This window comes from Kineococcus siccus (assembly GCF_009906795.1).
Classification (GTDB): Bacteria; Actinomycetota; Actinomycetes; order Actinomycetales; family Kineococcaceae; genus Kineococcus; species Kineococcus siccus.
This window is the reverse complement of the sequence record NZ_JAAALN010000036.1, coordinates 1-24,394: the sequence shown is the minus strand read 5'-3', so window position 1 is coordinate 24,394 and position 24,394 is coordinate 1. Positions and strand designations below refer to the sequence as shown.

Here is a 24,394-nt window from a genome sequence, read left to right as displayed (position 1 = left end):
GACCGGTGCAGAAGGCCGCGAGCTTCGGCCCGTCCTTCCGGCGCCTCGTGGCCCGGCTCGCCCCGCACCGGGCCCGTCTGCTCGCGGTCACCGTCCTCGCGGTCGTCAGCGTGGCCTGCTCGGTCGTCGGGCCGCGGCTGCTGGGCGAGGCCACCGACGTCGTCGTCGCGGCCGCCGGCGCCGCCGTCCTGGACCGGGCGCGCCTGGAGGGCCTCCTCCTCGCCGCCGTGTCCGTCTACGTCCTGTCCTCCGTGCTGCTCTACGCGCAGGGCGTGCTGCTGAACCGCGTCGTGCAGCGCACCGTCCAGCACCTGCGCTCGGACGTCGAGGACAAGGTGCACCGGCTGCCGCTCGCGCGCGTGGACTCCACGCAGCGCGGCGACCTCCTCAGCCGGGTGACCAACGACATCGACAACGTCTCGCAGAGCCTGCAGCAGACGCTGAGCCAGGCGCTGACGTCGGTCCTCACGGTGATCGGCGTCGTCGCGTTCATGGTCTCGATCTCGTGGGAGCTCGCGGTCGTCGCCCTGCTCGCGATCCCGCTGACCCTGCTCGTGACCGCGGCCGTCGCGAAGCGGTCGCAGCCGCTGTTCGCGGCGCAGTGGCGCGAGACGGGCGTCCTGAACGGGCAGATCGAGGAGGCGTTCACGGGCCACGACGTCGTCACGGCGTTCGGGCGGCGCGAGGAGGTGCGGGCCCGGTTCGCCGAGCGCAACGAGGAGCTGTTCCGCGCGAGCGCCGGGGCGCAGTTCCTGTCCGGGACGATCCTGCCGGCCACGACGTTCGTCGGGAACCTCGTCTACGTCGGGATTGCCGTGCTGGGCGGGCTGATGGTGACGAGCGGCTCCCTCACCATCGGCGGGGTGCAGGCGTTCATCCAGTACTCGCGGCAGTTCACGCAGCCGCTCAGCCAGCTGGGGTCGATGGCGAACCTGCTGCAGTCCGGCGTCGCGTCGGCCGAGCGGGTCTTCGAGCTCCTCGACGAGCCCGAGCTGTCGCCCGAGCCCGCGGTGGAACCCGCACGGCCGCAGGGCGAGACCGGTCCGGGCGCCGGGCGCATCGAGTTCGAGCACGTGTCCTTCGGCTACTCCCCCGACCGCCCCCTCATCGACGACCTGTCCTTCGTGGCCGAGCCGGGACGGACGGTCGCGGTGGTCGGCCCCACGGGGGCGGGCAAGACCACGCTGGTGAACCTGCTGCTGCGCTTCTACGAGGTGGACGGCGGGCGCATCCTGCTCGACGGGATCGACACCGCCGCGATGTCCCGGGGCGAGGTGCGCTCGCGGGCCGCGATCGTCCTGCAGGACACGTGGCTGTTCTCCGGCACGATCCGCGACAACATCGCCTACGGCCGCCCGGGCGCGACCGAGGACGAGGTCGTCGCGGCGGCCCGCGCGGCCTCGGTCGACCGCTTCGTGCGCTCCCTGCCGGAGGGCTACGACACCCACGTCGACGAGGACGCCACGCGCGTCAGCGCCGGGGAGAAGCAGCTGATCACGATCGCCCGCGCCTTCCTCGCCCGGCCCGGCGTGCTCGTCCTGGACGAGGCGACGAGCTCGGTGGACACCCGCACCGAGCGGCTCGTGCAGCAGGCCATGACCGAGCTGCGCCGCGGCCGCACGAGCATCGTCATCGCCCACCGGCTCTCCACCGTCCGCGACGCCGACCTGATCCTGGTGATGCAGGACGGGCGCGTCGTGGAGCAGGGCCGGCACGAGGAGCTGCTGGCCGCGCAGGGCGCCTACGCGGCGCTGCACCACGCGCAGTTCGCGGGACCAGCCGTCGAGGCGGACCCCGGGGCGGCGACCGGCGGGCGCGCCGGTGACGCCGGGCCGGCGGGCGCCTGATCCCCGGGCCGCCGCCTCAGCCGCGCACGGGAGCGACGTCGCCGGCGAAGCGGTCCTCGACGTCGCCCGTCTCCCCCGCCAGCGCGGCCGGGCGGCCGAGGAGCAGGACGTAGGCGAGGAACGCGAGCTCGGCGAGGACGCCGATCCCGACCCGCGCCCACGTCGGCAGGGGCGAGGGCGTGACGAACCCCTCGATGAGGCCCGAGACGAGCAGCACGACGACGAGGCCGAGGGCGATGCCGACCATCGCCCGTCCCTCGACCGCCAGGGAGTCGGCCCGCCGCCGCGGCCCGGGGGCGACCCACGCCCAGAACAGCCGCATGCCCGCACCGGCGGCGACGAAGACGGCGGTCAGCTCGAGCAGGCCGTGCGGGAGGATGAGGCCGAAGAACAGCTCCCCGCGGCCGTTGGCGATGAGCAGGCCGCCCTGCAGCCCGACGTTGAGGGCGTTCTGCGCGAGGGCCACCGGCACGAACACCCCGGTGATGCCGAGGGCGACGCAGGTCGCCGCGACCCAGGCGTTGTTCGTCCAGACGCGCCCCGCGAACGAGGCGTGCGAGTACTGGGAGTAGTAGCCCGAGAAGTCCTCCTCGACGAGCTGGCGGATGTCGGAGGAGGAGCCGAAGACGCTGGACTGCACGGCGGGGTCGCCCGCCACCCACACGCCCGCGGCCACGGCGAGGACGGCCGTGAAGGCCGCCGCCCCGAACGTCCACCAGCGCACCCGCCACAGCGCCGCGGGGAACGCCCGCGCCGCGAAGTGCGTGAGCTGCTTCCACGCCGGGTACTGGCTGCCCGTGAGGCGGGCCCGCGCCCGCGCGAGCAGCGTGGACAGCTCGTCGACCAGCACGGGCTCGGCCTGCGAGGAGCGCAGGAACGACAGGTGCGTCGCGGTGCGCTGGTAGAGGACGACGAGCTCGTCGGCCTGGTCGCCGGTCAGCGCGCGCGTGCGCACCAGCGCGCGCAGCCGCGCCCACTCCTCGGCGTGCACGGCCCGGTAGGCGTCGACGTCCACCGGCTCAGGGTAGGTCCCCGGGGCCGCGGACGAGGTCGAGCCGCGGCACCCCCGGCGGGTCGAACCCCCACACCTGGCCGTAGAAGGACAGCTCGGCCTCGAGCGCCGCCGCGACGTTCTCGGCGCGGCGGAACCCGTGCTGCTCGCCGGGGAACACGACGAGCGCGTGCGGGAGCCCCTTGCGCCGCAGCGCCTCGGCGAACCGCTCGGCCTGCGCCCGCGGGACCACGAGGTCGTCGGCGCCCTGCAGGAGCAGCACGGGGCAGGACAGGCCGTCGACGTGGTTCAGCGGGGCCCGGGCGGCGTAGACGTCCTCGGCCTGCGGCAGCGGGCCGACGAGGGAGTCCAGGTAGCGGGACTCGAAGTCGTGGGTGTCGGCCGCGAGCGCCCGCAGGTCGGCGACGCCGTAGTACGACGTGCCCGCCGAGAAGGCGTCCGTCCCCGTCAGGCAGGCCAGGACCGTGAAGCCCCCGGCGCTGCCGCCGCGGATGCCGATCCGGTCCGCGGGCGCGAGGCCGTCGGCGACGAGCCAGCGCGCCACCGCGACGCAGTCCTCGACGTCCACGACGCCCCACGCGCCGTCGAGCGCCTCGCGGTAGGCCCGGCCGTAGCCCGTCGAACCGCCGTACTGGACGTCGACGACCCCGATCCCGCGGGAGGTGAAGTAGGCGACCTCGGGGCTGACGGCCGCCTGCGACTGCGACGTCGGGCCGCCGTGCACGAACAGGACGTGCGGTGCCGTCCCGTCGTGGTGCGCGACGTCGAGCGCGGCGTTCGTCGGGGCGTAGCGGTGCGCGTGCACGACGCGCCCGCCCGCGCTCGGCACCGTGACGGGCTGGGGCACGGGGAGCACCGCCGGGTCGGGCGTCCGGCCGCCGGCCTGCACGAGCTGCACCGCCGGGGGCCGCCCGGCGGGCCGCGGTCCGGTCCCGACGTCGACGGTCACCACGGTCGGTCCCCGCGTCGCGGACGCGGCGACGGCCGCGACGGTCGTGCCCGCGGCGGCCAGGACCGGCGAGTACGCCGTGAACGGCAGCCCCAGCCGGTCCACCTCGCCCGTGCGGGGGTCCACGACGTCGAGGCCGTAGGTCGCGCTGCCGTGCAGGAGCGCGACGCGGCCGTCGTCCAGCGCGGCCCACGACGTGGTGCCGAAGGTCCACGGGGGGAACCCCTGCTCCGCCGCCTCGGGCAGGACCGGGACGAGGTGGGCTTCGTCCCCGCCCGCGGGCTCGACCCGGTGCAGGTTCCACCAGCCGCTGCGGTCGGAGACGACGAGGAGCCGCCCGTCCGCGGTCCAGCCGGGGTGCAGCAGCGACTCGCGCCGCCCGGCGCCCGCGAGGACCCGGACCGCGCGGAGCCGGTGGTCGGGCCCCACGTCGGCCGTCCACAGCAGCGTGCGCTGCCACGGCATGTCCGGGTGCTCCCAGCTGGTCCAGGCCAGCCGGCGGCCGTCGGGCGACGTGCGCGGCGCGGCGAGGAAGCGCGGGCCGCGGAACAGCTCGCTCACGCCGCTGCCGTCGAGCGCCACCCGGACGAGGGCCCGGGCCGGGACGGGACCGGCGACGTCCTCGGCGACGAGCACGACGCCGCCGTCGTCCAGCCGGTCCGGGTCGGCGAAGCGCGGCCGCGAGGCGACGTCCGGCGTCAGCGGGCGGGGGGCCCGCCCTGGCACGATGCGGCGATGACCCTGCCGCACGGAGCCTGGCCGTCCCCGCTGTCCGCGGCGGGGGCGGCGGTTACCGTGGCCCCGTGGCCACGCGACGACCCGAGCCGCCCGACCTCGGGCCCGCGCGCGAGGCGGGGCCGCTCGCGGGCCCGGGGGGCGCGCCCACGGGCGACGTCGTCACGGGCGAGGCCGTGGTGCTGGACCTGCGGGCCGCCTCCTTCGCCTCGCGGCTCCTCGCCGGGCTGCTGGACGCCCTGGCCACCGCGGTCGTCGGGGTGCTGCTGCTGCTCGGGGGCTCCGCGCTGCTGTCCGAGGCCGACGAGGCGGCGGCGGGGGCGGTCGCGCTGACGCTGACCGTCTTCTGCCTGGTGGGCATCCCCGTCCTCGTGGAGACGCTGACGCGGGGGCGCTCGCTCGGGAAGGTGGTCACGGGGCTGCGGGTCGTGCGCGACGACGGGGGGCCGGTCCGGTTCCGGCACTGCGTGGTGCGCGGCCTGCTGGGCTTCTTCGAGCTGTGGGCGACCGCGGGCAGCCCCGCCATCCTCTGTGCGCTGATCACGCAGCGCGGCAAGCGGTTCGGCGACCTGCTGGCCGGCACCTACGTGGTCCGCGAGCGCACGGGCGCCCGGCACGTGCCGCTGCCGCCCATGCCGCCGGAGCTCGCGGGCTGGGCCCACCGCGCGGACATCGGCCGCCTCCCCGACGGCACGGCCCTCGCGGCCCGGCAGTTCCTGAGTCGCGCGGCCGGCCTGCACGCGTCCTCGCGCGAGCAGCTCGGCGCCTCCCTCGCGGGGTCCCTCCTGCCGCTCGTCTCGCCCCCGCCGCCCGCGGGGACCCCCGCCGAGCGCTTCCTCGCGGCCGTCCTCGTCGAGCGCCGCGACCGCGAGCTGGTGACGCTGCAGCGCCAGCAGGCGCGCGTCCGCGAGCTGGCGCACTCCCTCGGGCGCGACCGGCCCGGAGCCTGAGCCGGCGGTTCAGCCCCGGCGCGGACCGGGGCGGCGGCGCAGCACGAGCAGCGTCAGGTCGTCGGTCGGGCCGGCTCCGACGTGGCGCCCCACCGCGTGCACGACGGCGTCGGCCAGCCGCTCGGCGACGTCGCCCGCCGCGGGGCCGCCCCGGTCCGCCACCGCGTCCAGCGCGGCCAGCAGCCCCTCCTCGCCCAGCAGCCGGCGGCCGGGGTCCACGGCCTCGACGACCCCGTCGGTGTACAGCACCAGCGCGTCACCGGGTCGCAGGGTCACGACCGCGTCCGGAACGGACACCCCGCCGAAGGGGCCCAGCAGCGTCCCGGGCCGCCCGACGAGCGCCGCGGGGGCGTCGGGGCGCACGAGCACGGCCTGCGGGTGTCCGGCGAGGGCCAGGACGGCCCGGCCGTCGCCTCCGTCGTCCTCGCCGCGCTCGCCTGCGGCGGGCGGGGACAGCCGGACGGCGGCCACGGTGGCGAAGCGGTCGCCCACGGCGTCCTGCACGACGTCGCCGACGTGCTGCAGCAGCAGACCCGGGGACGCGAGGACCGGGGACAGCGCGCGCACGGTCCACTGGAAGGCGGCCGTCGTCGCGGCGGCCCGCGGACCGCGGCCGGACACGTCCCCGATGACCGCGAGCGCCCCGCGCCCGACCCCGCCCGGGAGCAGGTCGTAGAAGTCGCCGCTGACCTCGCCGCGCGTGCCGTCCGCCCGCGTCGCCGGCTGGTAGCGCACGGCGACGTCGTAGCCGGGCGCGGGCGGCAGGGCGCGCGGCACCAGCTGGCGCTGCAGCTCCGCGGCGAGCTCCGCCGCCTCCGCGTGGGCCGCGCGCTCGGCGGCCTGGGCCAGCACGCGGTCGGTGACGTCGCGCTGCACGGCGACGTAGCAGCGGACCCGACCGGCCGCGTCGGGCAGCGGGGACAGCGACAGCTCGTTGTGGAACACGGTCCCGTCGCGGCGCCGGTTCGGGATCGTCACGGTGCCGCCGCGGCGCTCGCGCAGCATCGTCCGCACCGCGGCCGCCGGGCCGGCCGTGTCGTGACCGAGCTCCGCGAGCCCGTCCTGCAGGAAGCGGCAGTTGCGGCCCAGCGCCTCGACGGCCGCGTACCCCGTCGTGGCGGTGAACGCGTCGTTGACCCACACGAGCGGCTCACCGGGGAGGGTCACGTCGGCGAGGCAGACGGCCTGCTCCATCCGGCTCAGCGCCTGCAGCTGCACGGCGCCCAGCTCGAGGTCGCTCAGCTGGAGGTGGCTGAGCGCGAGGTCGCCGAGGCGGACTCCCGTCGAGAGCACGGGAGGGGCGCTGCGCCGGGTGCCGCGGGGGTGGACCACCCGCCCATCCTCACCCTCGGTCCCCGTCCCGTCACCACGGCCGGCGGGACGCGGGCGCCGGACGGGTGGCAGAGTGATCGGGTGGTCAGTGATCCGCGTGTGTGACGTCACCCCTCCCGCCGAGCTCAACGTGCCCCTGGACAGGACGGCGCCGTCGATGGCGCGCGCGTTCCTGCGCCAGACGTACTGCGACGCGCACCACGCCCGCGTCCTGGACGAGGCGGAGCTGCTGGTGTCCGAGCTCATCACCAACGGGATCCAGCACGGGGCGCCCCCGATCGCGCTGCGCGTGACGTGCGACGGCTCGTCCGGGCTGCGCGTGGCCGTGCGCGACGGCAGCCCGCAGACCCCCCTGGCCCGCGACGCCGGGCCGGAGGACGACTCGGGCCGCGGCATCGCGCTCGTGGACATGCTCAGCACGTCGTGGGGCGTGGAGACGTCGGAGGCCGGCAAGGTCACGTGGTTCACGCTGACCTGACCCGTCCCGTGCTCCCGGTGCTCCCGCGCCGGGGCCGATCTCGAGGAGGAAGGTCGTGCGGACTGCCGGGGTGCTGGTGCCCACCAGCGAGTTCGGGCCCTTCGACGTCCTGTCCGAGTGGGCGATCGACCTCGCGAACGCCGGCCGCTGGGACCTCGCGCTGCGGCGCTGCCGCGAGGGCGAGCTGCTGTGCACCGCGGCCCGGGACGTGCGCACGGCGCGCTACCTGCGGTTCATCCGCGGGATCTGCCTGCTCGAGACCGGGGACACCGCGGGGGCCGTCGAGGTCGGTGGCCGGCTGCTGCGCGACCTGCCGCCCGAGGAGTCCGCGTGGCGGGGCAAGGTCCTCGCGCTCGTCGCGGAGGCGCTGCTGACGCAGGGGATGCCGACGGCCGCGATGGACGCGCTGTCCGAGGCGCTGGCCCTCGCGCAGGACCCGGCCGCGAGCTACAACCACCTGTCCGCGGCCTTCTCCACCGCCACGGCCCTGCGCTCGATGCTGCTGTTCGAGCAGTGCCACTCCCTGCTCGGCCGCGTCGCGCAGGCGCCCCGCGTGGACATGGTCCGCACCAACGTCCACCGGGCCCTGGCGATCACGAACGCCCTGTGGGGCTGCCTGCTCGACCTCACCGGCGACGGCGAGGGAGCCACCCGGCGCTACCACCAGGCGCTGGGCGGGACCGCCGCGATGTCGGCCAGCGCGCGCGCCGAGGGGGCCACCGAGATGCGCTGGCGGGCGCAGGCGCTGGAGGGCTTCGTCCTGCACCGCCTCGGGCACGACGACCTCGGCTACGCCCGGGTGCAGGAGGCCCTCGCCGCGATCACGCCGCGCGACGAGCTCGTCGAGGTGCGGGCGGCCCGCCTGGCGGAGGCCGTGGTCCTCGCCCGCCGCGGGCGCGACGGGGAGGCGCGGGAGCTGCTGTCGTCGTTCCGCCACGTCACCGTCCACGAGAACCGCGAGCTCTGGGAGGCCCTCGGCACGGCGGCCCTGGCCGACGTGGACCTCGAGCCGGTGCGCGAGGAGGGGGCCCGCGCCGCGGCCCGGGGCTGGCGCCGGATGTCCGAGCTCGCGATGGCCCGGCTGTGGCGCGACCGGGAGGGCCGCTTCGAGGCGCTCGCCGACCGGGCGCGCGTGCAGACGCTGGAGCAGGAGGCCGCGCGGCACTCCGCGGCCGTCCTCACCGACCCGCTCACGGGGCTGGGCAACCGGCGTCGGCTGCAGGAGCGGCTGGACGACGAGGCGGCCGCCGCCCGCGCGGGCCGGGCGGTCGACCCCGCGGCGCTGCTGTTCGTGGACGTGGACGAGTTCAAGGCCGTCAACGACACGTGCTCGCACGGCACGGGCGACCTCGTGCTGCAGCGCCTGGGCCAGCTGGTGCAGGCGGCGTGCCGGCACGGTGACACCGCGATCCGGTACGGCGGTGACGAGTTCGTCGTGCTGCTCTCCGACGCCGCGGGCGCGGCCGAGGCCGCGGAGCGCCTGCTCGCGGCGGTCCGCGGCGAGGACTGGCGGGTCCTCGACCCCCGCCTGTCGGTCCGGGTCTCCGTGGGGTGCGCCGTGCGGGCGAGCGTGGCCGAGGCCCTGGCCTGCGCGGACGCCGCCCTGTCCACCGCCAAGCGGGCGGGCCGGGACCGCGTCGTGCGCGCCGACGGCCCCGAGCCCCGCCGCGACGTGGTGCCCGCGTCCGGGCGGACGTCGTGACGGACGACCGGAGCGGCGAGGGCCCCGGACGCACGACCGCCCGGCACCTGGAGCAGGTGCCGGGCGGTCGGTCCGGCCAGTGGGCCGGAGGCTCGCGTCAGTAGCGGTAGTCGTCGGACTTGTACGGCCCGGCCACGTCGATGCCCAGGTACTCGGCCTGCGTCTTGGTGAGCTCCGTGAGCCGCACGCCGAGGGCGTCGAGGTGCAGGCGCGCGACCTTCTCGTCGAGGTGCTTGGGCAGGACGTGCACGCCCACGGGGTACTCGTCCGGCTTGGTGAAGACCTCGATCTGCGCCAGGACCTGGTTGGTGAACGAGTTCGACATCACGAAGCTCGGGTGCCCGGTCGCGTTGCCCAGGTTCACCAGGCGGCCCTCGGACAGCACGATGATGCTGTGCGCCGGGTTGCCGTCGGTCGCCGGGATGCGCCACTCGTGGACCTGCGGCTTGATCTCGACGCGCTCGACGCCGGGGATGCGGCCGAGGCCGGCCATGTCGATCTCGTTGTCGAAGTGGCCGATGTTGCAGACGATCGCCTGGTGGCGCATCCGCACCATGTCCGACGCCATGATCACGTCGCGGTTGCCGGTGGCGGTCACGAAGATGTCGGCGATGCCGACGACGTCGGACAGGCGCGCGACCTGGAACCCGTCCATGGCGGCCTGCAGCGCGTTGATCGGGTCGATCTCGGTGACGATGACGCGCGCACCCTGGCCCCGCAGCGACTCCGCCGACCCCTTGCCGACGTCGCCGTAGCCGAAGACGACCGCGACCTTGCCGCCGATGAGGACGTCGGTGCCCCGGTTGATGCCGTCGATCAGCGAGTGGCGGGTGCCGTACGTGTTGTCGAACTTCGACTTGGTGACCGAGTCGTTGACGTTGATCGCCGGGAACGGCAGCACGCCGTTGCGGAAGTACTCCAGGAGGCGGTGCACGCCCGTGGTGGTCTCCTCGGTGACGCCCTGGATGCCCGCGGCGATGCGCGTCCAGCGCTCCGGGTCCTCGGCGAGCGAGGCGCGCAGCAGACTCAGGACGACGCGGTACTCCTCGGAGTCCTCCTCGGTGGGCTCGGGGACGGCGCCGGCGGCCTCGAAGCGCTTGCCCTCGAGCACGAGCATGGTGGCGTCGCCACCGTCGTCGAGGATCATGTTCGGGCCGACGCGGTGGCCCTCGGCGTCGGTGCCCCAGTCGAAGATGCGGTCGGCGAGCGCCCAGTACTCCTCGAGCGACTCGCCCTTCCACGCGAACACCGGGACGCCCGCGGGCTCCTCGACGGTGCCGTCGCGGCCCACGGCCACGGCCGCCGCGGCCTGGTCCTGCGTGGAGAAGATGTTGCAGCTGGCCCAGCGGACCTGCGCGCCGAGCGCGGTGAGGGTCTCGATGAGCACGGCGGTCTGCACGGTCATGTGCAGCGAGCCCGCGATGCGGGCGCCGGCCAGCGGCTTGCTCTCGCCGAACTCCTCGCGCAGGGCCATCAGGCCCGGCATCTCGTGCTCGGCGAGCCGCAGCTCGTGGCGGCCGGCGGGGGCCAGGGCGATGTCCTTGACCTGGAACTCGAACTTCTGGGCAGACACGGGTGTCCTCTCGCGGGGGGTCGATCCGTCAGACGGTCGATGGGTCTCCCGGCGCGGTCCCTCTGGACCACACGGCATCACCGGACGCCGGAGGTCTCCCAGGGTACGCGCCCGACGCCGGCGGGTCAGCGCGAGGCGGGTCAGGCGGGGGTGCCGGGCCCCGCTCCGCGGGCGGCCGCGGTCCGCGAGGACGTCGCCCCCCGGCCGGGGGGGCGACGCAGGTCCGGCTCCAGGTAGACCACGCGGGCGATGGGCACCGCCGCGCGCACGCGGTGCTCGGCGCCGTCGATCGCGGCCGCCACGTCCGCCGCGGTGTCGGCCGCGGGCACCGCGATCTTGGCCGCGACCAGCAGCTCCTCGGGGCCCAGGTGCAGGGTCTTCAGGTGGATGACGCCCTCGACGCCGTCGCCCGGCAGCGCGTCGCGGATGCTGCGCACCTGCTCGGGCGTCGCGCCCTCGCCCAGCAGCAGAGACTTGGTCTCGACGGCCAGCACGACGGCCACGCCGACGAGCAGGACCCCGATGAGGGCGGTGCCGACGGCGTCCCAGCGCCCGTCGTGGGTGAGCAGGGTGAGGCCCACGCCGAAGAGCGCGAAGACCAGGCCGAGCAGGGCCGCGAGGTCCTCGAGCAGAACGACGGGCAGCTCGGGCGCCTTCGCGGTGCGGATGAAGCGGACCCAGGACTGCGTGCCGCGCGTCCGGTTCGACTCCACGACGGCCGTGTGCAGGGACCGCGACTCCAGCCCGATGGCGACCACGAGCACCACCACGGGCACCCACTGCCAGGAGGTGAGCGGGTGCGGGTCCTCCCACTTGTGCCAGGCCTCGTAGAGCGCGAAGAGCCCGCCGACGCTGAACAGCACGATCGAGACGAGGAACGCGTAGACGTAGCGCTCGCGCCCGTAGCCGAACGGGTGCTCCGGGGTCGCGGTGCGCTTGGCGGCGCGGCCGCCGACGAGCAGCAGCACCTGGTTGCCCGAGTCGGCGGCGGAGTGGATCGCCTCCGCGAGCATCGACGAGGCCCCGGTGAGCAGGAAGGCGATGAACTTGGTCACCGCGATCCCGATGTTCGCGGTGAGCGCCGCGATGATGGCCCTGGATCCGCCTTCGGTCGACATGGTCAGCCCAGCCTGTCCTTGAGATCGGCGACGTGCGGCGAGGTCGCCGGGTCGATCCCGGAGGCTAGCGCGAGGTAGGTCGAAGCGAAATCCGTGCGCTGCAGCACCTGTGCGAGCCGCGCGAGCTCGGTGCCCGGGTCGGCGACGACGTCGCTGACGCGCACGCCCGCGTCCTCGGCCGTGCGGGAGACCGCCTCGACCAGGACGCGGTCGGCGTCGGCGAGCGACTCGGGGGCGTCGCGCAGCAGCAGCAGGCGCAGCCGGGGCGCGACGGGCGCGTCCAGGAAGGGGTCGGCGAAGAGGTCCTCGGACGTCGCCGCGAACGGCCCGCCGAAGGTGGCCACGACCTCGCTCGCGTCGTCGGGCAACGACCCCGTGACGGCCGGGACCCGCGCGGTGCGCGCGAGCATCGACCCGGCGCGGCGCGCGGCCGCGGCCATGAGGTCGCCGTCGGCCAGCACGACGGGCACGGTCTGCGCGAGCTCGAGCGCCAGCACCTTGGCGGGGTTGACGAAGGCCTCCGACGACGGCTTGCACCGGTCGGACTCGTCGTCGAGGCGGTCGGCGACCGCCGTGAGCACCTCGGGCGGCGTGCGGACCAGGTCCAGCGCGTGCGCCGCGAGCAGGACGGGGGTCAGCAGCGCCCACAGCGCCACCCGCGAGGACCGCTCGCCCGCGCCCGCGGCGCGCACCCCGCGGGCCGGCGGGACGTGCACGTTGCCCGGCCGGGAGCCGATGGCGGCCAGCGGGGACCCCTCGGCGCCCACGGTGACGACGCGCGCGCCGCGGCGCGCGGCCTCGACGGCGAGGGCCAGCGGCCCCGGGGCGCGGCCGGACATCGAGACCGCGACCACGAGGTCCAGCGGCCCGACCCAGCTGGGCAGCGGGCCGCCGCGGCGCGCGACGACGGGCACGGGGCAGCTGCGGCCCGCCAGCGCGGTCAGCACGTCGGCGACGACGGAGCTCCCGCCGAGCGAGGCCACGAGCACCGCGCGGGGCCGGCCGTCCTCGGCGAGCCGGGCCACCCCCGCGTCCTCGGAGAGCTGGACCGCCTCGCGCACCTGCGCGCCCGCCGTGGCCAGCGCCCGCAGCACGCCCGAGGTGTCGGCGGCCGCGAGGGCCTCACCGTCGCTGAGCAGGGTCTCGTCGAGGGCGCTCACGCGGACGCCCCGCCGCCCGCGGGGACCCCGCGGGCCTCGTCCACCAGGAGCACCGGCACCCCGTCGACGACGGGGTAGCGCACGCCCGACGGCGTGACGAGGACCTGCTCGCCGTCCACCTCGACGGGGCCGGTGAGGGGTTCGCCCGTCAGCGGGCAGCGCAGCAGCTCCAGCACCCACGCCTCCAGCCGCAGGCCGCTCACGCGCCCTGCCCCCGCACCAGGGCCAGCACCCGGTCGCGCACCTCGACCATGGTCGCCTCGTCCGCGCCCTCGGCGTTCAGCCGCAGCAGCGGCTCGGTGTTGCTGGCCCGCAGGTTGAACCACCACATCGGCGCGTCCCCCGCGGCGGGGTGCGTCACCGTCAGGCCGTCGAGGCGGTCCACGAGCAGCTCCTCGCCCGCGTCGCGCGCGCGGGCGGTCACGGCCTCCTCGACGCGCTGCGCCGCGGCGGCCGCGTCGTCGACGGTGGAGTTGATCTCCCCGCTCGCCGCGTAGCGCTCGTACTCCGCCGCGAGCTGCGACAGCGGGACGTCGGACTCGGCCAGCGCCGCGAGGACGTGCATCGCGGCGAGCATGCCGGTGTCCGCGGACCAGAAGTCGCGGAAGTAGTAGTGGGCGGAGTGCTCGCCGCCGAACACGGCGCCCACGTCGGCCATCTCCTGCTTGATGAAGGAGTGCCCGACCCGGGTGCGCACCGGGGTGCCCCCGGCCTCGCGGATGATCTCGGGGACGGCGGCCGAGGTGATGAGGTTGTGGATCACGCGGGCCTCGCGACCCGCGGCCAGCTCCTTGGCGATCTCGCGGCGGGCGACCATGGCGGTCACCGCGCTGGGGCTGACGGGGTCGCCCTTCTCGTCCACGACGAAGCAGCGGTCGGCGTCGCCGTCGAAGGCGAGGCCGATGTCGGCCCCGGCGCGGGGCACGGCGGCCTGCAGGTCGCGCAGGTTCGCGGGCTCCAGCGGGTTCGCCTCGTGGTTCGGGAAGGTGCCGTCGAGCTCGAAGTAGAGCTCGGTCACGGCGAAGGGCAGCGCCGCGAGCCCCGCGGCCTCCCCCAGCACCGCGGGCACCGTGTGCCCGCCCATGCCGTTGCCGGCGTCGACGACGACGCCGAGCCGGCGGGCGCCGGAGAGGTCGACGAGGGAGCGCAGGTGCTCCGCGTAGGCGCGCAGCAGGTCCTGCTCGGTCACGGTGCCGGGGGTGACGCCGTCGACGTCCGGCACCGCGCCGGCGTCGAGCCAGCTCTGCGCCAGGTCGCGGACGGCGGCGAGGCCGGTGTCCTGCCCGACGGGGCGCGCCCCCGAGCGGCACATCTTGATCCCGTTGTACTGCGCGGGGTTGTGGCTCGCGGTGAACATGGCGCCCGGGACGTCCAGGGACCCGCTCGCGAAGTACAGCCCGTCGGTCGAGCACAGCCCGATGACCACGACGTCGACGCCGCGCGAGGCGAGCCCGTCGGCGAACGCGGCCGACAGCTCCGGGGAGCTGGGGCGCATGTCGTAGCCGATGACGGCGCGGGGCCGGCGGCCGCCGGCGACCTCCTCGGCGGGCTGCTGCGGGAGCACGACGACCTCGGCGAAGGCGGCGCCGATGGCGCGCACGGCGGGGACGTCGAGCTGGTCGGGAACCACCCCGCGGACGTCGTAGGCCTTGATGACGGACGACAGGGGTGCGCTCACGGGACCGAGCGTAGCGGCGCGACTCCCGACGGCTGGGGTCGCGACGGGGCCGGACGGGGGACCGGCGGGCCGCGGCGCGCCGCGACTACTGCTTGCGCGTGCGGTCCAGGACGGCGTCCACGGACAGCGGGCCGGCGGAGGACTGCCAGGTGCGCTCCTCGCAGACGTGGCAGGAGACGAAGCGGACGGGGGTGCCGTCGGTCAGCGACATCTGCAGCTGGGTGACGCGCTCGCTGCCGCACGAGCCGCACAGCGCGGTCTCGCGGTGGCCGGCCTGCGTGAGGGAACCGAGCGGCGGGGCGGTGCGGACGGCGCGGGCCCGGCGGGGGCGGCGAGGCGTGTTCGGTGTCGCGAGAGCCACGGGTGGTCCTCCAGGCGTGAGCCGGACGGGGGGCGGAGTGAAGACGGACCTCCATCGGCAGGCCCACCCGCCGCTTGAGGTCGCGTCACCCGTGCGGGCCAGCTCCGGCCTCAGCGGCCCCCGGCGCGGGGTTCGTCGCGCAGCGCCCGCAGGTGCCCGCGGCGCGTGCCCGGTCCCGGCTCCCCGGCGGGGCGCGGCTCCGCGGGACCGGGCTGGGCCCGCGGCGCGGGGCGGTCCCGCACCGCGTCGGCCACCGCGAGGATGTCGTCGTGGCTGCGCGCGGCCTCGACCATGCCGGGGGCCAGGCGCACGACCTCCCACCCGCGGGGGGCGGTCAGCCGGTCGGCGTGCTCGGCGCAGAGGTCGTAGCAGTGCGGCTCGGCGTAGGTGGCCAGCGGCCCGAGGACGGCCGTGGAGTCGGAGTACACGTAGGTCAGGGTCGCGACGGCGTTGCGGCCGCACGCGGTCCGCGAGCACCGCCGCCGGACCTCGGCGCCCCCGGCGTCCTGCGCGCGCCCACCCGGCGCGCGGCCGCCCTGCCGCGTCGGGGTCGTCCCGGGAGTGCTCACGCGCCGCACGCTACCCGCCGCCCGCGCGCCGTCGCCGCAACCACCGGGGGGTGCCGCCGCCGTGTCGTACCCTCCCCCGGTGGCACGAGGACGGCCGTCGAGGCCGCGCACGACGAAGCGGCGGGACCGGCACGGCCGGGGCCTGCGCGGCCCCCTGCTGCCGTCGTCGCTGCCCGCGGCGCGCACGCGCGCCGAGCGCTTCGACGACCTGGTGCTCGACGCCGTCGACCTGCTCGAGCGCCGCTGGGCGCAGGAGCTCGCCGGGGTGGAGTTCGCCGTGGAGGACGTGCCGCCGTCGGACCCGGCGCCCTGGGAGGACGACGCCGTCCCGCTCGGGCGGCTGTTCCCGGCCGACGGCGCGAGCCCCACGCGCGTCGTGGTCTACCGGCGCCCCGTGGAGACGCGCGCCGACGAGGACGACCTCGACGACCTCGTCGCGGAGGTGGTCATCCAGCAGGTGGCGCACCTGCTGGAGCTGCCCCCGGACGACGTCGACCCGCGCTACGGCGAGGACTGAGGCGGCGGACCGGGCCGCGGGTCGGGGATGGGGCGGTGCGTCAGCCGCTGCGGCGCTTGAGGCGCCGGCGCTCGCGCTCGGACAGGCCGCCCCAGATGCCGAAACGCTCGTCGTTGCCGAGCGCGTACTCCAGGCACTCCTGGCGGACCTCGCAGGACTGGCAGACGCGCTTGGCCTCGCGGGTCGAGCCGCCCTTCTCGGGGAAGAAGGCCTCGGGGTCGGTCTGCGCGCACAGGGCCAGCTCCTGCCAGCCCGGGTCCTCCGGCGTCATGCCCGGGTGGCGCCCGGTGCCCCAGCCGACCTCGACGATCGACAGCTCGGGCCGCACCACGGCGACCTCGTCCGCGGCGACCTCGTCCGCGGCGACCTCGTCCGCGGCCACCTCGCCGGCGGGCTCGTCGGGGACCACGTCCGGCCCCTCGACCGTCACCACGGACAGCGGCCTCTCGCGCACCTGCACATCGATCTCCACTGGGTGCCCCCCGACGCCTAGACAGTCACTACCGGTGATCTAGCAGTCACGGAGTGACCACCACTGGTGGAATTACACGCGTGTCGTGCGCAGGAGTCAAGCCCACCGTGGTATCCCCCGCCTCCCCAGCCACAACAGCCACACGAGTCGTCCACGAACCGCGTGCCGGGGGGCGTCCGGAGCCCCGAGCGACCTCGCTCCGCCCTCGTCGCGGCGCGTCCGGGAGGATGACGACATGAACGAGCGCTTCGACGTCGCGTCCCGGACGGCTGCCGGCGCCCCCGTGCGGGGCCTGCGGATCACGGCGCTCGCGGGTGGGGTCGGCGGCGCGCGGTTCCTGCGCGGCCTGCTCGCGCACCTGCGGGCCGACGAGGACCCCGCCCGCCGCGACGCCCGCGTGACGGTCATCAGCAACACGGCGGACGACATCACGCTGCACGGGTTGCGGGTCAGCCCCGACCTGGACTCCGTCATGTACACGCTCGGCGGGGGCATCGACGAGGGGCGCGGCTGGGGGCGCAGCGAGGAGACGTCGGGCGTGGCCGACGAGCTCGCGGCCTACGGGCAGTCGCCGACCTGGTTCACGCTCGGCGACAAGGACCTCGCGACCCACGTCGTGCGCAGCCGGCTGCTCGCCGAGGGGCGGACCCTGTCGGAGGCGACGGCCGTGCTCTGCGAGCGCTGGCGCCCCGGCGTGCGCTTGCTGCCCATGACCGACGACGTCGTCGAGACGCACGTCGACCTCGCGCCCGTCGACCCGGCCGCGCACCACGGCGAGGCGGGGGGGCGCCGCGTGCACTTCCAGGAGTGGTGGGTGCGCCTGCACGCCGCCGTGCCGGCGCTCGCCATCGAGCCGGTCGGGGCGGCGCAGGCCCGGCCGGCGCCCGGCGTCCTGGAGGCGCTGCGCGAGGCCGACGTCGTCCTGCTGCCGCCCAGCAACCCCGTCGTCTCGATCGGCACGATCCTCAGCGTGCCCGGCGTGCGCGAGGTGCTGCTCGCCCGCTCGGCGCCCGTCGTGGGCGTCTCCCCCGTCATCGCGGGCGCCCCGGTGCGGGGCATGGCGGACGCGTGCCTGAGCGCGATCGGCGTGCCCACGACCGCGGCCGCCGTCGCGGGTCTCTACGAGGGCCTGCTGGACGGCTGGCTGGTCGCCGAGGGCGACGACGTGCCCGCCCGCCCCGGACTCACGGTCCGCAGCCGGCCCCTGCTCATGAGCGACGCTCCCGCGACGGCCGCGCTCGCGGGCGCCGCGCTCGACCTCGCGCTCGACCTCGTCCGCAAGGACCGCGCCGCGTGAAGCGCACCACGACGTCCCTGCAGGTCGTCGGCGTGGAGGGCATCGGCGAGGTCGAGCGGGGCACCGACCTCGCGGACCTGCTCGTGGACGCGCTGCACGCCTCGCGCGCCACGCTCGTCGACGGCGACGTCCTCGTCGTGTCCAGCAAGGTCGTCTCCAAGGCGCTGGGCCTGACGGAGCCCGCCGCCGAGCGCGACGCCGTCGTGGAGCGCGAGAGCGTGCGGACGGTCGCGGCGCGCCGCACGCCCAGCGGGCTGGCCCGCATCGTCGAGGCGGCCGCGGGCCCCGTGATGGCCGCGGCCGGCGTCGACGCCTCGAACGTCGCCGAGGGCACGGTGCTCGTGCTGCCCGCGGACCCGGACGCGGCCGCGCGCGAGCTGCGCGCGGGCGTGCGGCGGCGCACGGGTGCGCTCGTCGGGGTCGTCGTGACCGACACCGCGGGCCGCGCCTGGCGCGACGGGCAGGTGGACTTCGCCCTGGGTTGCGCCGGGGTCGCGGTCGTCGACGACCTCCGCGGCGCCCGGGACACGGCGGGCCGGACCATGACGGTGACCGAGCGGGCGCTGGCCGACGAGATCGCCGCGGCCGCCGACCTCGTCAAGGGCAAGACCGACAACGTCCCGGCGGCCCTCGTGCGCGGCCTGGCCGCCTGGGTGACCGAGGAGGACGGCCCGGGCGCGCGCTCGCTCGTGCGCGCCGCGGCGTCCGACTGGTTCCGCCTCGGCCACGTCGAGGCCGTGCGGACGGCCCTGGGCGCCGACGGCGTGGACGCGCCGCCGGTCGTGCCGGGGACCTTCGGCGAGCGGGTCGCGCGGGCGGTCGAGGTCGCCGCGGCCGGTGGGGCGGGCAGCTGCCGGCTCGAGCGCCGCACGCTGCACCTGAGCGCGGCCGACGACTTCGGCCGGGGGGTGCTCGCCCAGCGGGTGCTCGCGGCGCTGTGGACCGAGGACCTGGCGGGGACCGTGCACCGCCGCGACGACGGCGTCGTCGTGACCGTCCGCGAGGCGCGCGGGCGCTAGCTCCCGGTGGGGCGCAGGGCGGCGACGAGCGCGTCCAGCTGCTCGCCGCCCGCGGCGCCGGCCTCGTCGCGGCAGCGGGCGGCCGCGGCCCGACCGGCCCCCGACAGGCACCACGCGGCGTGCTCGTCCAGGGCGAGGGCGCCGTCGGCCGCGAGCAGCTCCTCGGCCCCGACGACGGCGGGCCAGCCCCACGCGCGCGCCTGGTCGCCGACCTTGCCCCCGCCGGCGACGGGGTCGACGGCGAGGGCCGGGACCCCGCTGCGCAGCGCCAGCACGAGCCCGTGCAGGCGCGTCGTGACGACGAGGTCGAGGCGGGCGACCACCGCGAGGACCTGCTCGGCGGTCGCGGGCAGCCGCCAGTCGCGGGGGTCCAGCCGGGTGTCCAGCGGCAGGCGCGCGAGCTCGCGGCCGTCGAACCACGCGCCGATCGCGTCCGCCACCTCGTCGTGGCGCCGCCGCGCCCCGTACTCGCCCTGCCCGCGGGTCAGGTAGACACCGGCGACGGGGACGGCGGGGCTCGCAGGGCGGGCGGCGAGGTCGCGGCGCGGCGCCGTACCGGGGGCGTCGCGGGGCACGACGACGTGGAAGCCGGTCACGGCGGGGTCGGCCGGGTCGAGCACCGAGACGCCCACGGCGCTGCGGTGGGCGTGGGCGAAGCGGGCGTGCAGCTCGCGCACCGGCTCCCCCGCGAGCGGCCCGCAGACCCAGACCAGGTGCGAGTAGGCGGCCGGGTCGACGTCGTCGAGCAGCAGGCCGCCGCGCGGGCCGTGGGCGCGGTGCATCGCGGGGCTCCACGCCAGGTCGTGCGCGACGCCCTCCGCGGTGAGGCGCTCGGCCACGGCCTCCGTCGCGAGCACGTCGCCGGCCGTGGCCTCGCCGTGCAGCACGCTGGACCAGCCCACGAGCAGGACCCGCATCAGCGCGTCCCGCGGTGCCGCACGGCGCGGTTGGGCGTGTGGGTGGGCAGCGTCATCTTGGGCGCCAGCCGCGGCCGGCGGTGCCCCGCGAGCTCCAGCAGCCGCTGCACGCGGTAGCGGTGGCCGCGGTAGCACTCGATGACCTCGGCGCAGCCGGCGTCGTCGAGGACCTCGCCGGTCAGGGCCCAGGAGACGTTCTTGGCGACGTGGTAGTCGCCGAAGGAGAAGGCGTCGGGGTGGCCGTGGGCGCGCTGGCGGACCTCCGCCGAGGTCCAGACGCCGACGCCGGGCAGGCTGCGCAGGGCCCGGTCGGCGTCCTCGGCGGGCAGGTCGAGGGTGCGTTCCAGGGCCGCCGCGCGCGGCGCCGCGATGATCGTGACGCGTCGCCGCCGCAGCTCCACGCCGGCCTGCAGCCACTCCCAGGAGGGCACCCGCAGCCACTGCTCGGGGGTGGGCGGCAGCCGCAGCCCCGCGGGCCCGGGGGCCGGCTCGCCGAAGCGGTGCACGAGGCGCCGCCACGCCGCGAAGGCCTCCACCCCCGTGACGACCTGCTCCAGGGCCGAGGCCGACAGCGCCTCGAAGACCGCGCGCGTGCGGGGGACCCGCAGCCCCGGGTGCGCGCGCCACGCGTCGACGAGGGCGGTGTGCTCGGGCCGCGGGGCGAAGTCGCCGGCCGTGGTGTCCGCCGCGCCGAACAGCTCGGGCACGCCGTCCAGGGCCCAGTCCGCGCCGGGACCCCAGGCGGTGGCCTCGAGCTCCGCGTCGGCCGGCACGGCGACGACCCGCAGCAGCACGGGCCCCGCGGGCGTGCGGGTCGCGCGCCAGACCGCCCCCGACTCCTCGCGCCGGTAGGTCGGGTCGCCGCCGCCGCGCCGCAGGACCGCGAGCGTGCGGTGCACCGCGACGGGGCGCCCGGGCCGCCAGCGCCGCACCAGCGGGACGTCGTCGTCGACGGCGTCGCGCGGGGCGGGAACGGTCACGGGGTCACGGTACGACGCGCGGGCACCGGCGGGGGCGACCCGGCGGCCCGCGTCCGGCGGGTCACCAGGACGGAGCCCGCGAGGACCAGCGCGAACCCCGCGACCGTCCAGGCCGTGACCCGCTCCCCCAGCAGCGCGGCGCCCGCGACGACGGCGACGAGCGGGTTGACGTACACGACGGACAGCGCCCGCACGGGTCCCAGCTCCCCCACGAGCGCGAACAGCAGGAGGAACGCCGCCGCGGTGCACACCACGGCCAGGACGACGACGGAGAGCACGACGCGCCCCGACGGCCACGCGGCCGGCAGCCCCGGCCCCAGCAGGACGACGGGCACGTAGACGAGCGCGGCCATCGTGACGCTGACGGCGACCACCCCGAGGCCGTTGACGTCCCCGAGCCACCGCGCGAGCACGGCGGGCCCGACGGCGTAGCCGACGACGACCACGCCGAGCTCCGCGACGGCCCCCAGGTCGGAGCCGCGGACGTCGAGCCCGACGAGCGCCGCGACCCCCGCGGTGCCGGCGGCCAGGCCCAGCCAGCCGCGCACGCCCAGCCGCTCGGCCCGCCCGGACACGAGCGCGACGACGACGGCCACGAGCGGCACGGCCGCGATGAGCAGCCCGGTCGTCGAGCTCGGCAGCGTCTGCTCCGCCCGGGCCAGGAACAGCCACGGCACGACGATCTCGACGACGGCGTACGCGAGGACGGGGCGCCAGCGGGCCAGCACGGGCCGGACCTGCCCCCGCGCCAGCGCGAGAGGCAGCAGGAGCAGGGCCGCCAGCGCCGTGCGGGCGAGGACCAGCGTGGACGGCGGGAGCTCCTCCCCGGCCACCTTGATGAGCAGGTACGGCACGCCCCACGCGAGCGCGAGGGCGGCGAAGAGGAGGGTGGCTCGGCGCGACACCCCAGCAGCGTGCCTGTCGGTGACCCTTCAGTCCAGCTAGTCTTCCGTCATGTCAATCGACAGCGGAAACTTCACGATCGATCTGCGTCGCGTGCGGCTGCTGCGCGAGGTGGACCAGCGGGGCACGGTGGCCGCCACCGCCGCGGCGCTGCACCTCACACCGTCGGCCGTGTCCCAGCAGCTCGCCGGCCTGGCGCGCGACCTCGACGTGCCGCTGCTCGAGAAGCAGGGCCGCGGCGTCCGGCTGACCGGGCAGGCCCGCGTGCTGCTGCGCCACGCCGACGCGGTCGCGGCGCAGCTGGAGAAGGCGCGCGCGGACCTGTCCGCGTTCACCGACGGGACCGTCGGCGAGGTGCGGGTCGGGTCGCTGGCCACGGCCATCGCGGCCGTGGTGGCCCCGGCCCTCGGGCGGCTGCGCCGCGAGCGGCCGGGGCTCGACCTGCTCGTGCGGGAGAAGGAACCGGCCGAGGCGCTCGCCGGGCTCGACGCCGGGGAGCTCGACGTCGTGGTCGCCGTCGACCAGCACGGCGCCCCGCACCGCGACGACGCGCGCTACCACCGCGTCGACCTGCTCACCGACGTGCTCGACGCGCTGCTGCCCGCGGGCCACCCGAGCGCGCACCTGCCGGAGATCCCGCTCGAGGAGCTCGCCCCCGAGGTGTGGATCTCCTCCCCGCGCAGCGACGCGTGCGCGCAGATCACCTCGGGCGTGTGCGCGTCCGCGGGTTTCGCCCCCGACGTGCGCCACCACTGCCAGGAGTGGGACGCCGTGGCCGCGCTCGTCGCCGCCGGCGCGGGCGTCGCGCTGCTCCCGCGGCTCGCACACCCGTTGCGGCACAGCGGACTCACGGTCGTCCCGCTCGCCGGGGCTCCGGCCGCGCGGTCGATCTACGCCGTCACGCGCGCGGGCCGCGACGCCGACGCCCCCACGGCCGCCGTCCTCGGCGCCCTCCTGCGCGCCGCCGCCGAGCGCCCGGACGCGGTGCCCGACCTGGTGGCGTGATGCGCTGCGCCGCAGTCGATCCCGACGGCACTGGCCCCACGCGCCCCACCGGCCACACAGTCGTGACACAGACGTCACACACCGGAAACACCGGGCACCCAGGGTAAGGGCTTCCACCCCTTGACCGAGGAGCAACGTTGCCCGTCTCCCGAAGGAACTTCCTGCGCGGTGTCGGCGTCACCGGCGGCGCCGGCGCCATGTACGGGGCGATGGGGGCGATCGGCCTGGCGCCCTCCGCCGCGGCCACGCCCACCCCCGCCTTCACCCCGCCGGCACCGTCCGACTTCTCCCTCACCGGGCGCTCGACGCGCAGCGTCCTGGTGCTGGGCGCGGGGATCGCCGGCCTCACCACGGCGTACGAGCTCGGCAAGGCCGGGTACCGCGTCACCCTGCTCGAGGGCCGCGACCGGCCGGGCGGGCGGAACTGGACCGTGCGCGGCGGCACCACGGAGACCGACCTGAACGGCGAGACGCAGCGCGTCCGCTTCGCCGAGGGCCAGTACATGAACGCGGGCCCCGCCCGCATCCCGCAGCACCACGTGACCCTGGACTACTGCCGGGAGCTCGGCGTCGCGATCGAGCCGTTCGTCAACCAGAACGCCGACGCGCTCCTGTACTACACGGGCGACACCGCGGTCTCCAACGTCGCCGTCAAGCACCGCACCGCGAAGGCCGACACCTACGGCTACGTCTCGGAACTGCTGGCCAAGGCCACGAGCACGGGCGCCCTCGACGGCGAGCTCACCGCCGACGACAAGGAGGCCCTGCTCGAGTTCCTCCGCGACTTCGGCGAGCTCGGGAACTCCACCGGCGACCCGGCCGCGGAGAACCTCTACCTCGGCGGCAGCGGGCGCCGCGGGTACACCGTGGAACCCGGTGCGGGCCTGGAGGCCGGCACGGTGGCCCCGGCGCCGTCGCTGCACGACGTCATCGCCGGCGGCCTGGGCCGGGAGTTCTCGTTCGAGTTCGGCTGGGACCAGGCGGTCATGATGTTCCAGCCCGTCGGCGGGATGGACCGGATCGCCTACGCGCTCGAGAAGGCCGTGGGCCCCTCGAAGGTGCGCTACGGGTGCACGGTCACGGGCGTGCGGACGACCGCCGCGGGCGCCGACGTGGACTACGTCGACGCGGCGGGGCGCGCGCGCACCGCGACGGCCGACTTCGTCGTGAACACCCTGCCGCCGCACATCGCGGCGCGGATCCCGCACAACCTCGGACCGGCCGTCACGACCGCCCTGGGGGCCGCTGTGCCCTCCCCCACCGGGAAGATCGGCCTGGAGTACTCCCGCCGCTGGTGGGAGGACGACCTGCGCATCTACGGCGGCATCACCAACACCGACCTCGACCTGTCCCACGTCTGGTACCCGTCGTCGGGGTTCCACTCGGGGCGCGGCGTCGTCGTCGGCTACTACAACTACGGCCAGGACGCGCTCGACTACGCGGCCCTGCCGCACGCGCAGCGCCGCCGGCGTGCCGTCCAGAACGGCGCGGAGATCCACGGCGCCGTGTACGGCGACGACATCGCCTCGTCGTTCTCGGTGTCCTGGAGCAAGACGCGGTTCAGCGAGGCCGGCTGGGTCGACTGGGAGTCCCAGACCGGGCCCGAGTACACGACGCTGCTCGCGCCGCAGGGCAACGTCTACTTCGCCGGCGACCACCTCTCGCACGCCATCGCGTGGCAGCACGGCGCCATGACGTCGGCCCGCGCCGCGGTGACCTCGCTGCACGAGCGCGTCATGACCGCATGAGCGCCCCCGCGTCGCAGGGCCCCGCACCGCACCCCACCAGCCTCCAGGAGAACCGCGTGACCGACCCCGCCC

The 24,394-nt window shown here is 76.5% G+C and carries 23 protein-coding genes; 9 read left to right on the top strand and 14 right to left on the bottom strand.

Annotated elements, in window-relative coordinates; genetic code table 11:
* Nucleotides 1-1,847, top strand: a 1,847-nt coding sequence (locus GTR02_RS06650; protein ID WP_166606694.1) for an ABC transporter ATP-binding protein, incomplete at its 5' end; no start/stop codon positions are given.
* A gap of 16 nt (nt 1,848-1,863) precedes the next feature.
* Here the strand turns inward: GTR02_RS06650 and GTR02_RS06645 are convergent.
* Nucleotides 1,864-2,862 carry a stage II sporulation protein M gene (locus GTR02_RS06645; RefSeq protein ID WP_166606693.1) on the bottom strand — a complete coding sequence of 333 codons (999 nt, stop codon included), beginning with the start codon at nt 2,860-2,862 and terminating at the stop codon, nt 1,864-1,866.
* 4 nt (nt 2,863-2,866) lie between these two features.
* Nucleotides 2,867-4,534: a prolyl oligopeptidase family serine peptidase gene (locus GTR02_RS06640; protein ID WP_166606692.1), complete on the bottom strand. Its 1,668-nt coding sequence runs from the start codon at nt 4,532-4,534 to the stop codon at nt 2,867-2,869.
* Nucleotides 4,535-4,611: 77 nt separating this feature from the next.
* Here GTR02_RS06640 and GTR02_RS06635 point away from each other — a divergent pair, with 77 nt between their 5' ends.
* The gene (locus GTR02_RS06635; protein WP_166606691.1) at nt 4,612-5,493 is read left to right on the top strand and encodes an RDD family protein; all 882 of its coding nucleotides are present in this window, start codon (nt 4,612-4,614) and stop codon (nt 5,491-5,493) included.
* A gap of 9 nt (nt 5,494-5,502) precedes the next feature.
* Here GTR02_RS06635 and GTR02_RS06630 read toward each other — a convergent pair whose 3' ends face one another.
* On the bottom strand, nt 5,503-6,825 hold the full coding sequence (locus tag GTR02_RS06630) for a SpoIIE family protein phosphatase (RefSeq protein WP_166606690.1): 1,323 nt from the start codon (nt 6,823-6,825) through the stop codon (nt 5,503-5,505).
* 97 nt (nt 6,826-6,922) lie between these two features.
* Here GTR02_RS06630 and GTR02_RS06625 point away from each other — a divergent pair, with 97 nt between their 5' ends.
* Both GTR02_RS06625 and GTR02_RS24240 read left to right on the top strand, forming a co-directional pair.
* Nucleotides 6,923-7,303, top strand: a complete 381-nt coding sequence (locus tag GTR02_RS06625; protein WP_338073630.1) for an ATP-binding protein — start codon at nt 6,923-6,925, stop codon at nt 7,301-7,303.
* 55 nt (nt 7,304-7,358) lie between these two features.
* Nucleotides 7,359-9,005: a diguanylate cyclase gene (locus tag GTR02_RS24240; RefSeq protein WP_166606689.1), complete on the top strand. Its 1,647-nt coding sequence runs from the start codon at nt 7,359-7,361 to the stop codon at nt 9,003-9,005.
* 97 nt (nt 9,006-9,102) lie between these two features.
* Here GTR02_RS24240 and ahcY read toward each other — a convergent pair whose 3' ends face one another.
* From ahcY to GTR02_RS06585, 7 genes are all read right to left on the bottom strand, one after another.
* A complete protein-coding gene (ahcY, locus tag GTR02_RS06615; RefSeq protein WP_166606688.1) occupies nt 9,103-10,656 on the bottom strand; it encodes an adenosylhomocysteinase in 1,554 nt (517 codons plus the stop codon).
* A 62-nt stretch (nt 10,657-10,718) separates the two neighbouring features.
* Nucleotides 10,719-11,696, bottom strand: a complete 978-nt coding sequence (locus GTR02_RS06610) for a cation diffusion facilitator family transporter (protein WP_166606687.1) — start codon at nt 11,694-11,696, stop codon at nt 10,719-10,721.
* Between the two features lie 2 nt (nt 11,697-11,698).
* Nucleotides 11,699-12,856, bottom strand: coding sequence for an SIS domain-containing protein (locus GTR02_RS06605; RefSeq protein WP_166606686.1), 1,158 nt, complete (start codon nt 12,854-12,856; stop codon nt 11,699-11,701).
* A complete protein-coding gene (locus tag GTR02_RS06600; RefSeq protein ID WP_166606685.1) occupies nt 12,853-13,059 on the bottom strand; it encodes a Trm112 family protein in 207 nt (68 codons plus the stop codon). Before GTR02_RS06600 ends, GTR02_RS06605 begins: the two co-directional genes overlap by 4 nt.
* Nucleotides 13,056-14,534 (bottom strand): phosphomannomutase/phosphoglucomutase, encoded by a 1,479-nt coding sequence (locus tag GTR02_RS06595; protein WP_166606684.1) that lies wholly within the window; start codon nt 14,532-14,534, stop codon nt 13,056-13,058. Before GTR02_RS06595 ends, GTR02_RS06600 begins: the two co-directional genes overlap by 4 nt.
* Nucleotides 14,535-14,619: 85 nt before the next feature.
* The gene (locus GTR02_RS06590) at nt 14,620-14,895 is read right to left on the bottom strand and encodes a hypothetical protein (protein ID WP_166606683.1); all 276 of its coding nucleotides are present in this window, start codon (nt 14,893-14,895) and stop codon (nt 14,620-14,622) included.
* Nucleotides 14,896-15,005: 110 nt separating this feature from the next.
* A complete protein-coding gene (locus tag GTR02_RS06585) occupies nt 15,006-15,332 on the bottom strand; it encodes a DUF3499 domain-containing protein (protein ID WP_166606697.1) in 327 nt (108 codons plus the stop codon).
* Between the two features lie 211 nt (nt 15,333-15,543).
* On the opposite strand from GTR02_RS06585, the gene GTR02_RS22840 reads away from it, so the two are divergent.
* Entirely contained in the window at nt 15,544-15,981 is a 438-nt protein-coding gene (locus tag GTR02_RS22840; RefSeq protein ID WP_166606682.1) for a metallopeptidase family protein, read from the top strand.
* Nucleotides 15,982-16,021: 40 nt separating this feature from the next.
* Here GTR02_RS22840 and GTR02_RS06575 read toward each other — a convergent pair whose 3' ends face one another.
* Nucleotides 16,022-16,252, bottom strand: a complete 231-nt coding sequence (locus GTR02_RS06575) for a WhiB family transcriptional regulator (protein ID WP_166606696.1) — start codon at nt 16,250-16,252, stop codon at nt 16,022-16,024.
* A 493-nt stretch (nt 16,253-16,745) separates the two neighbouring features.
* Between GTR02_RS06575 and cofD the strand changes: the two genes are divergently transcribed.
* On the top strand, nt 16,746-17,750 hold the full coding sequence (gene cofD / locus GTR02_RS06570; protein WP_420814702.1) for a 2-phospho-L-lactate transferase: 1,005 nt from the start codon (nt 16,746-16,748) through the stop codon (nt 17,748-17,750).
* Nucleotides 17,747-18,769 (top strand): coenzyme F420-0:L-glutamate ligase, encoded by a 1,023-nt coding sequence (gene cofE, locus GTR02_RS06565; RefSeq protein ID WP_166606680.1) that lies wholly within the window; start codon nt 17,747-17,749, stop codon nt 18,767-18,769. Before cofD ends, cofE begins: the two co-directional genes overlap by 4 nt.
* Here cofE and GTR02_RS06560 read toward each other — a convergent pair.
* From GTR02_RS06560 to GTR02_RS24235, 3 genes are read right to left on the bottom strand one after another with little or no spacing between them, the layout of a single operon-like run.
* Nucleotides 18,766-19,686 carry a polysaccharide pyruvyl transferase family protein gene (locus GTR02_RS06560; protein WP_166606679.1) on the bottom strand — a complete coding sequence of 307 codons (921 nt, stop codon included), beginning with the start codon at nt 19,684-19,686 and terminating at the stop codon, nt 18,766-18,768. The genes cofE and GTR02_RS06560 overlap by 4 nt on opposite strands.
* Complete coding sequence (locus tag GTR02_RS06555; RefSeq protein ID WP_205708763.1) at nt 19,686-20,666, bottom strand: DNA glycosylase family protein; 981 nt, start codon at nt 20,664-20,666, stop codon at nt 19,686-19,688. Before GTR02_RS06555 ends, GTR02_RS06560 begins: the two co-directional genes overlap by 1 nt.
* Complete coding sequence (locus GTR02_RS24235; RefSeq protein WP_166606678.1) at nt 20,663-21,571, bottom strand: EamA family transporter; 909 nt, start codon at nt 21,569-21,571, stop codon at nt 20,663-20,665. Before GTR02_RS24235 ends, GTR02_RS06555 begins: the two co-directional genes overlap by 4 nt.
* Before the next feature lie 49 nt (nt 21,572-21,620).
* Between GTR02_RS24235 and GTR02_RS06545 the strand changes: the two genes are divergently transcribed.
* Together GTR02_RS06545 and GTR02_RS06540 are read left to right on the top strand one after the other, a co-directional pair.
* Nucleotides 21,621-22,574, top strand: coding sequence for a LysR substrate-binding domain-containing protein (locus GTR02_RS06545; RefSeq protein ID WP_166606677.1), 954 nt, complete (start codon nt 21,621-21,623; stop codon nt 22,572-22,574).
* Nucleotides 22,575-22,711: 137 nt separating this feature from the next.
* Nucleotides 22,712-24,322, top strand: coding sequence for a flavin monoamine oxidase family protein (locus tag GTR02_RS06540; protein ID WP_166606676.1), 1,611 nt, complete (start codon nt 22,712-22,714; stop codon nt 24,320-24,322).
* Nucleotides 24,323-24,394: the final 72 nt, after the last annotated feature.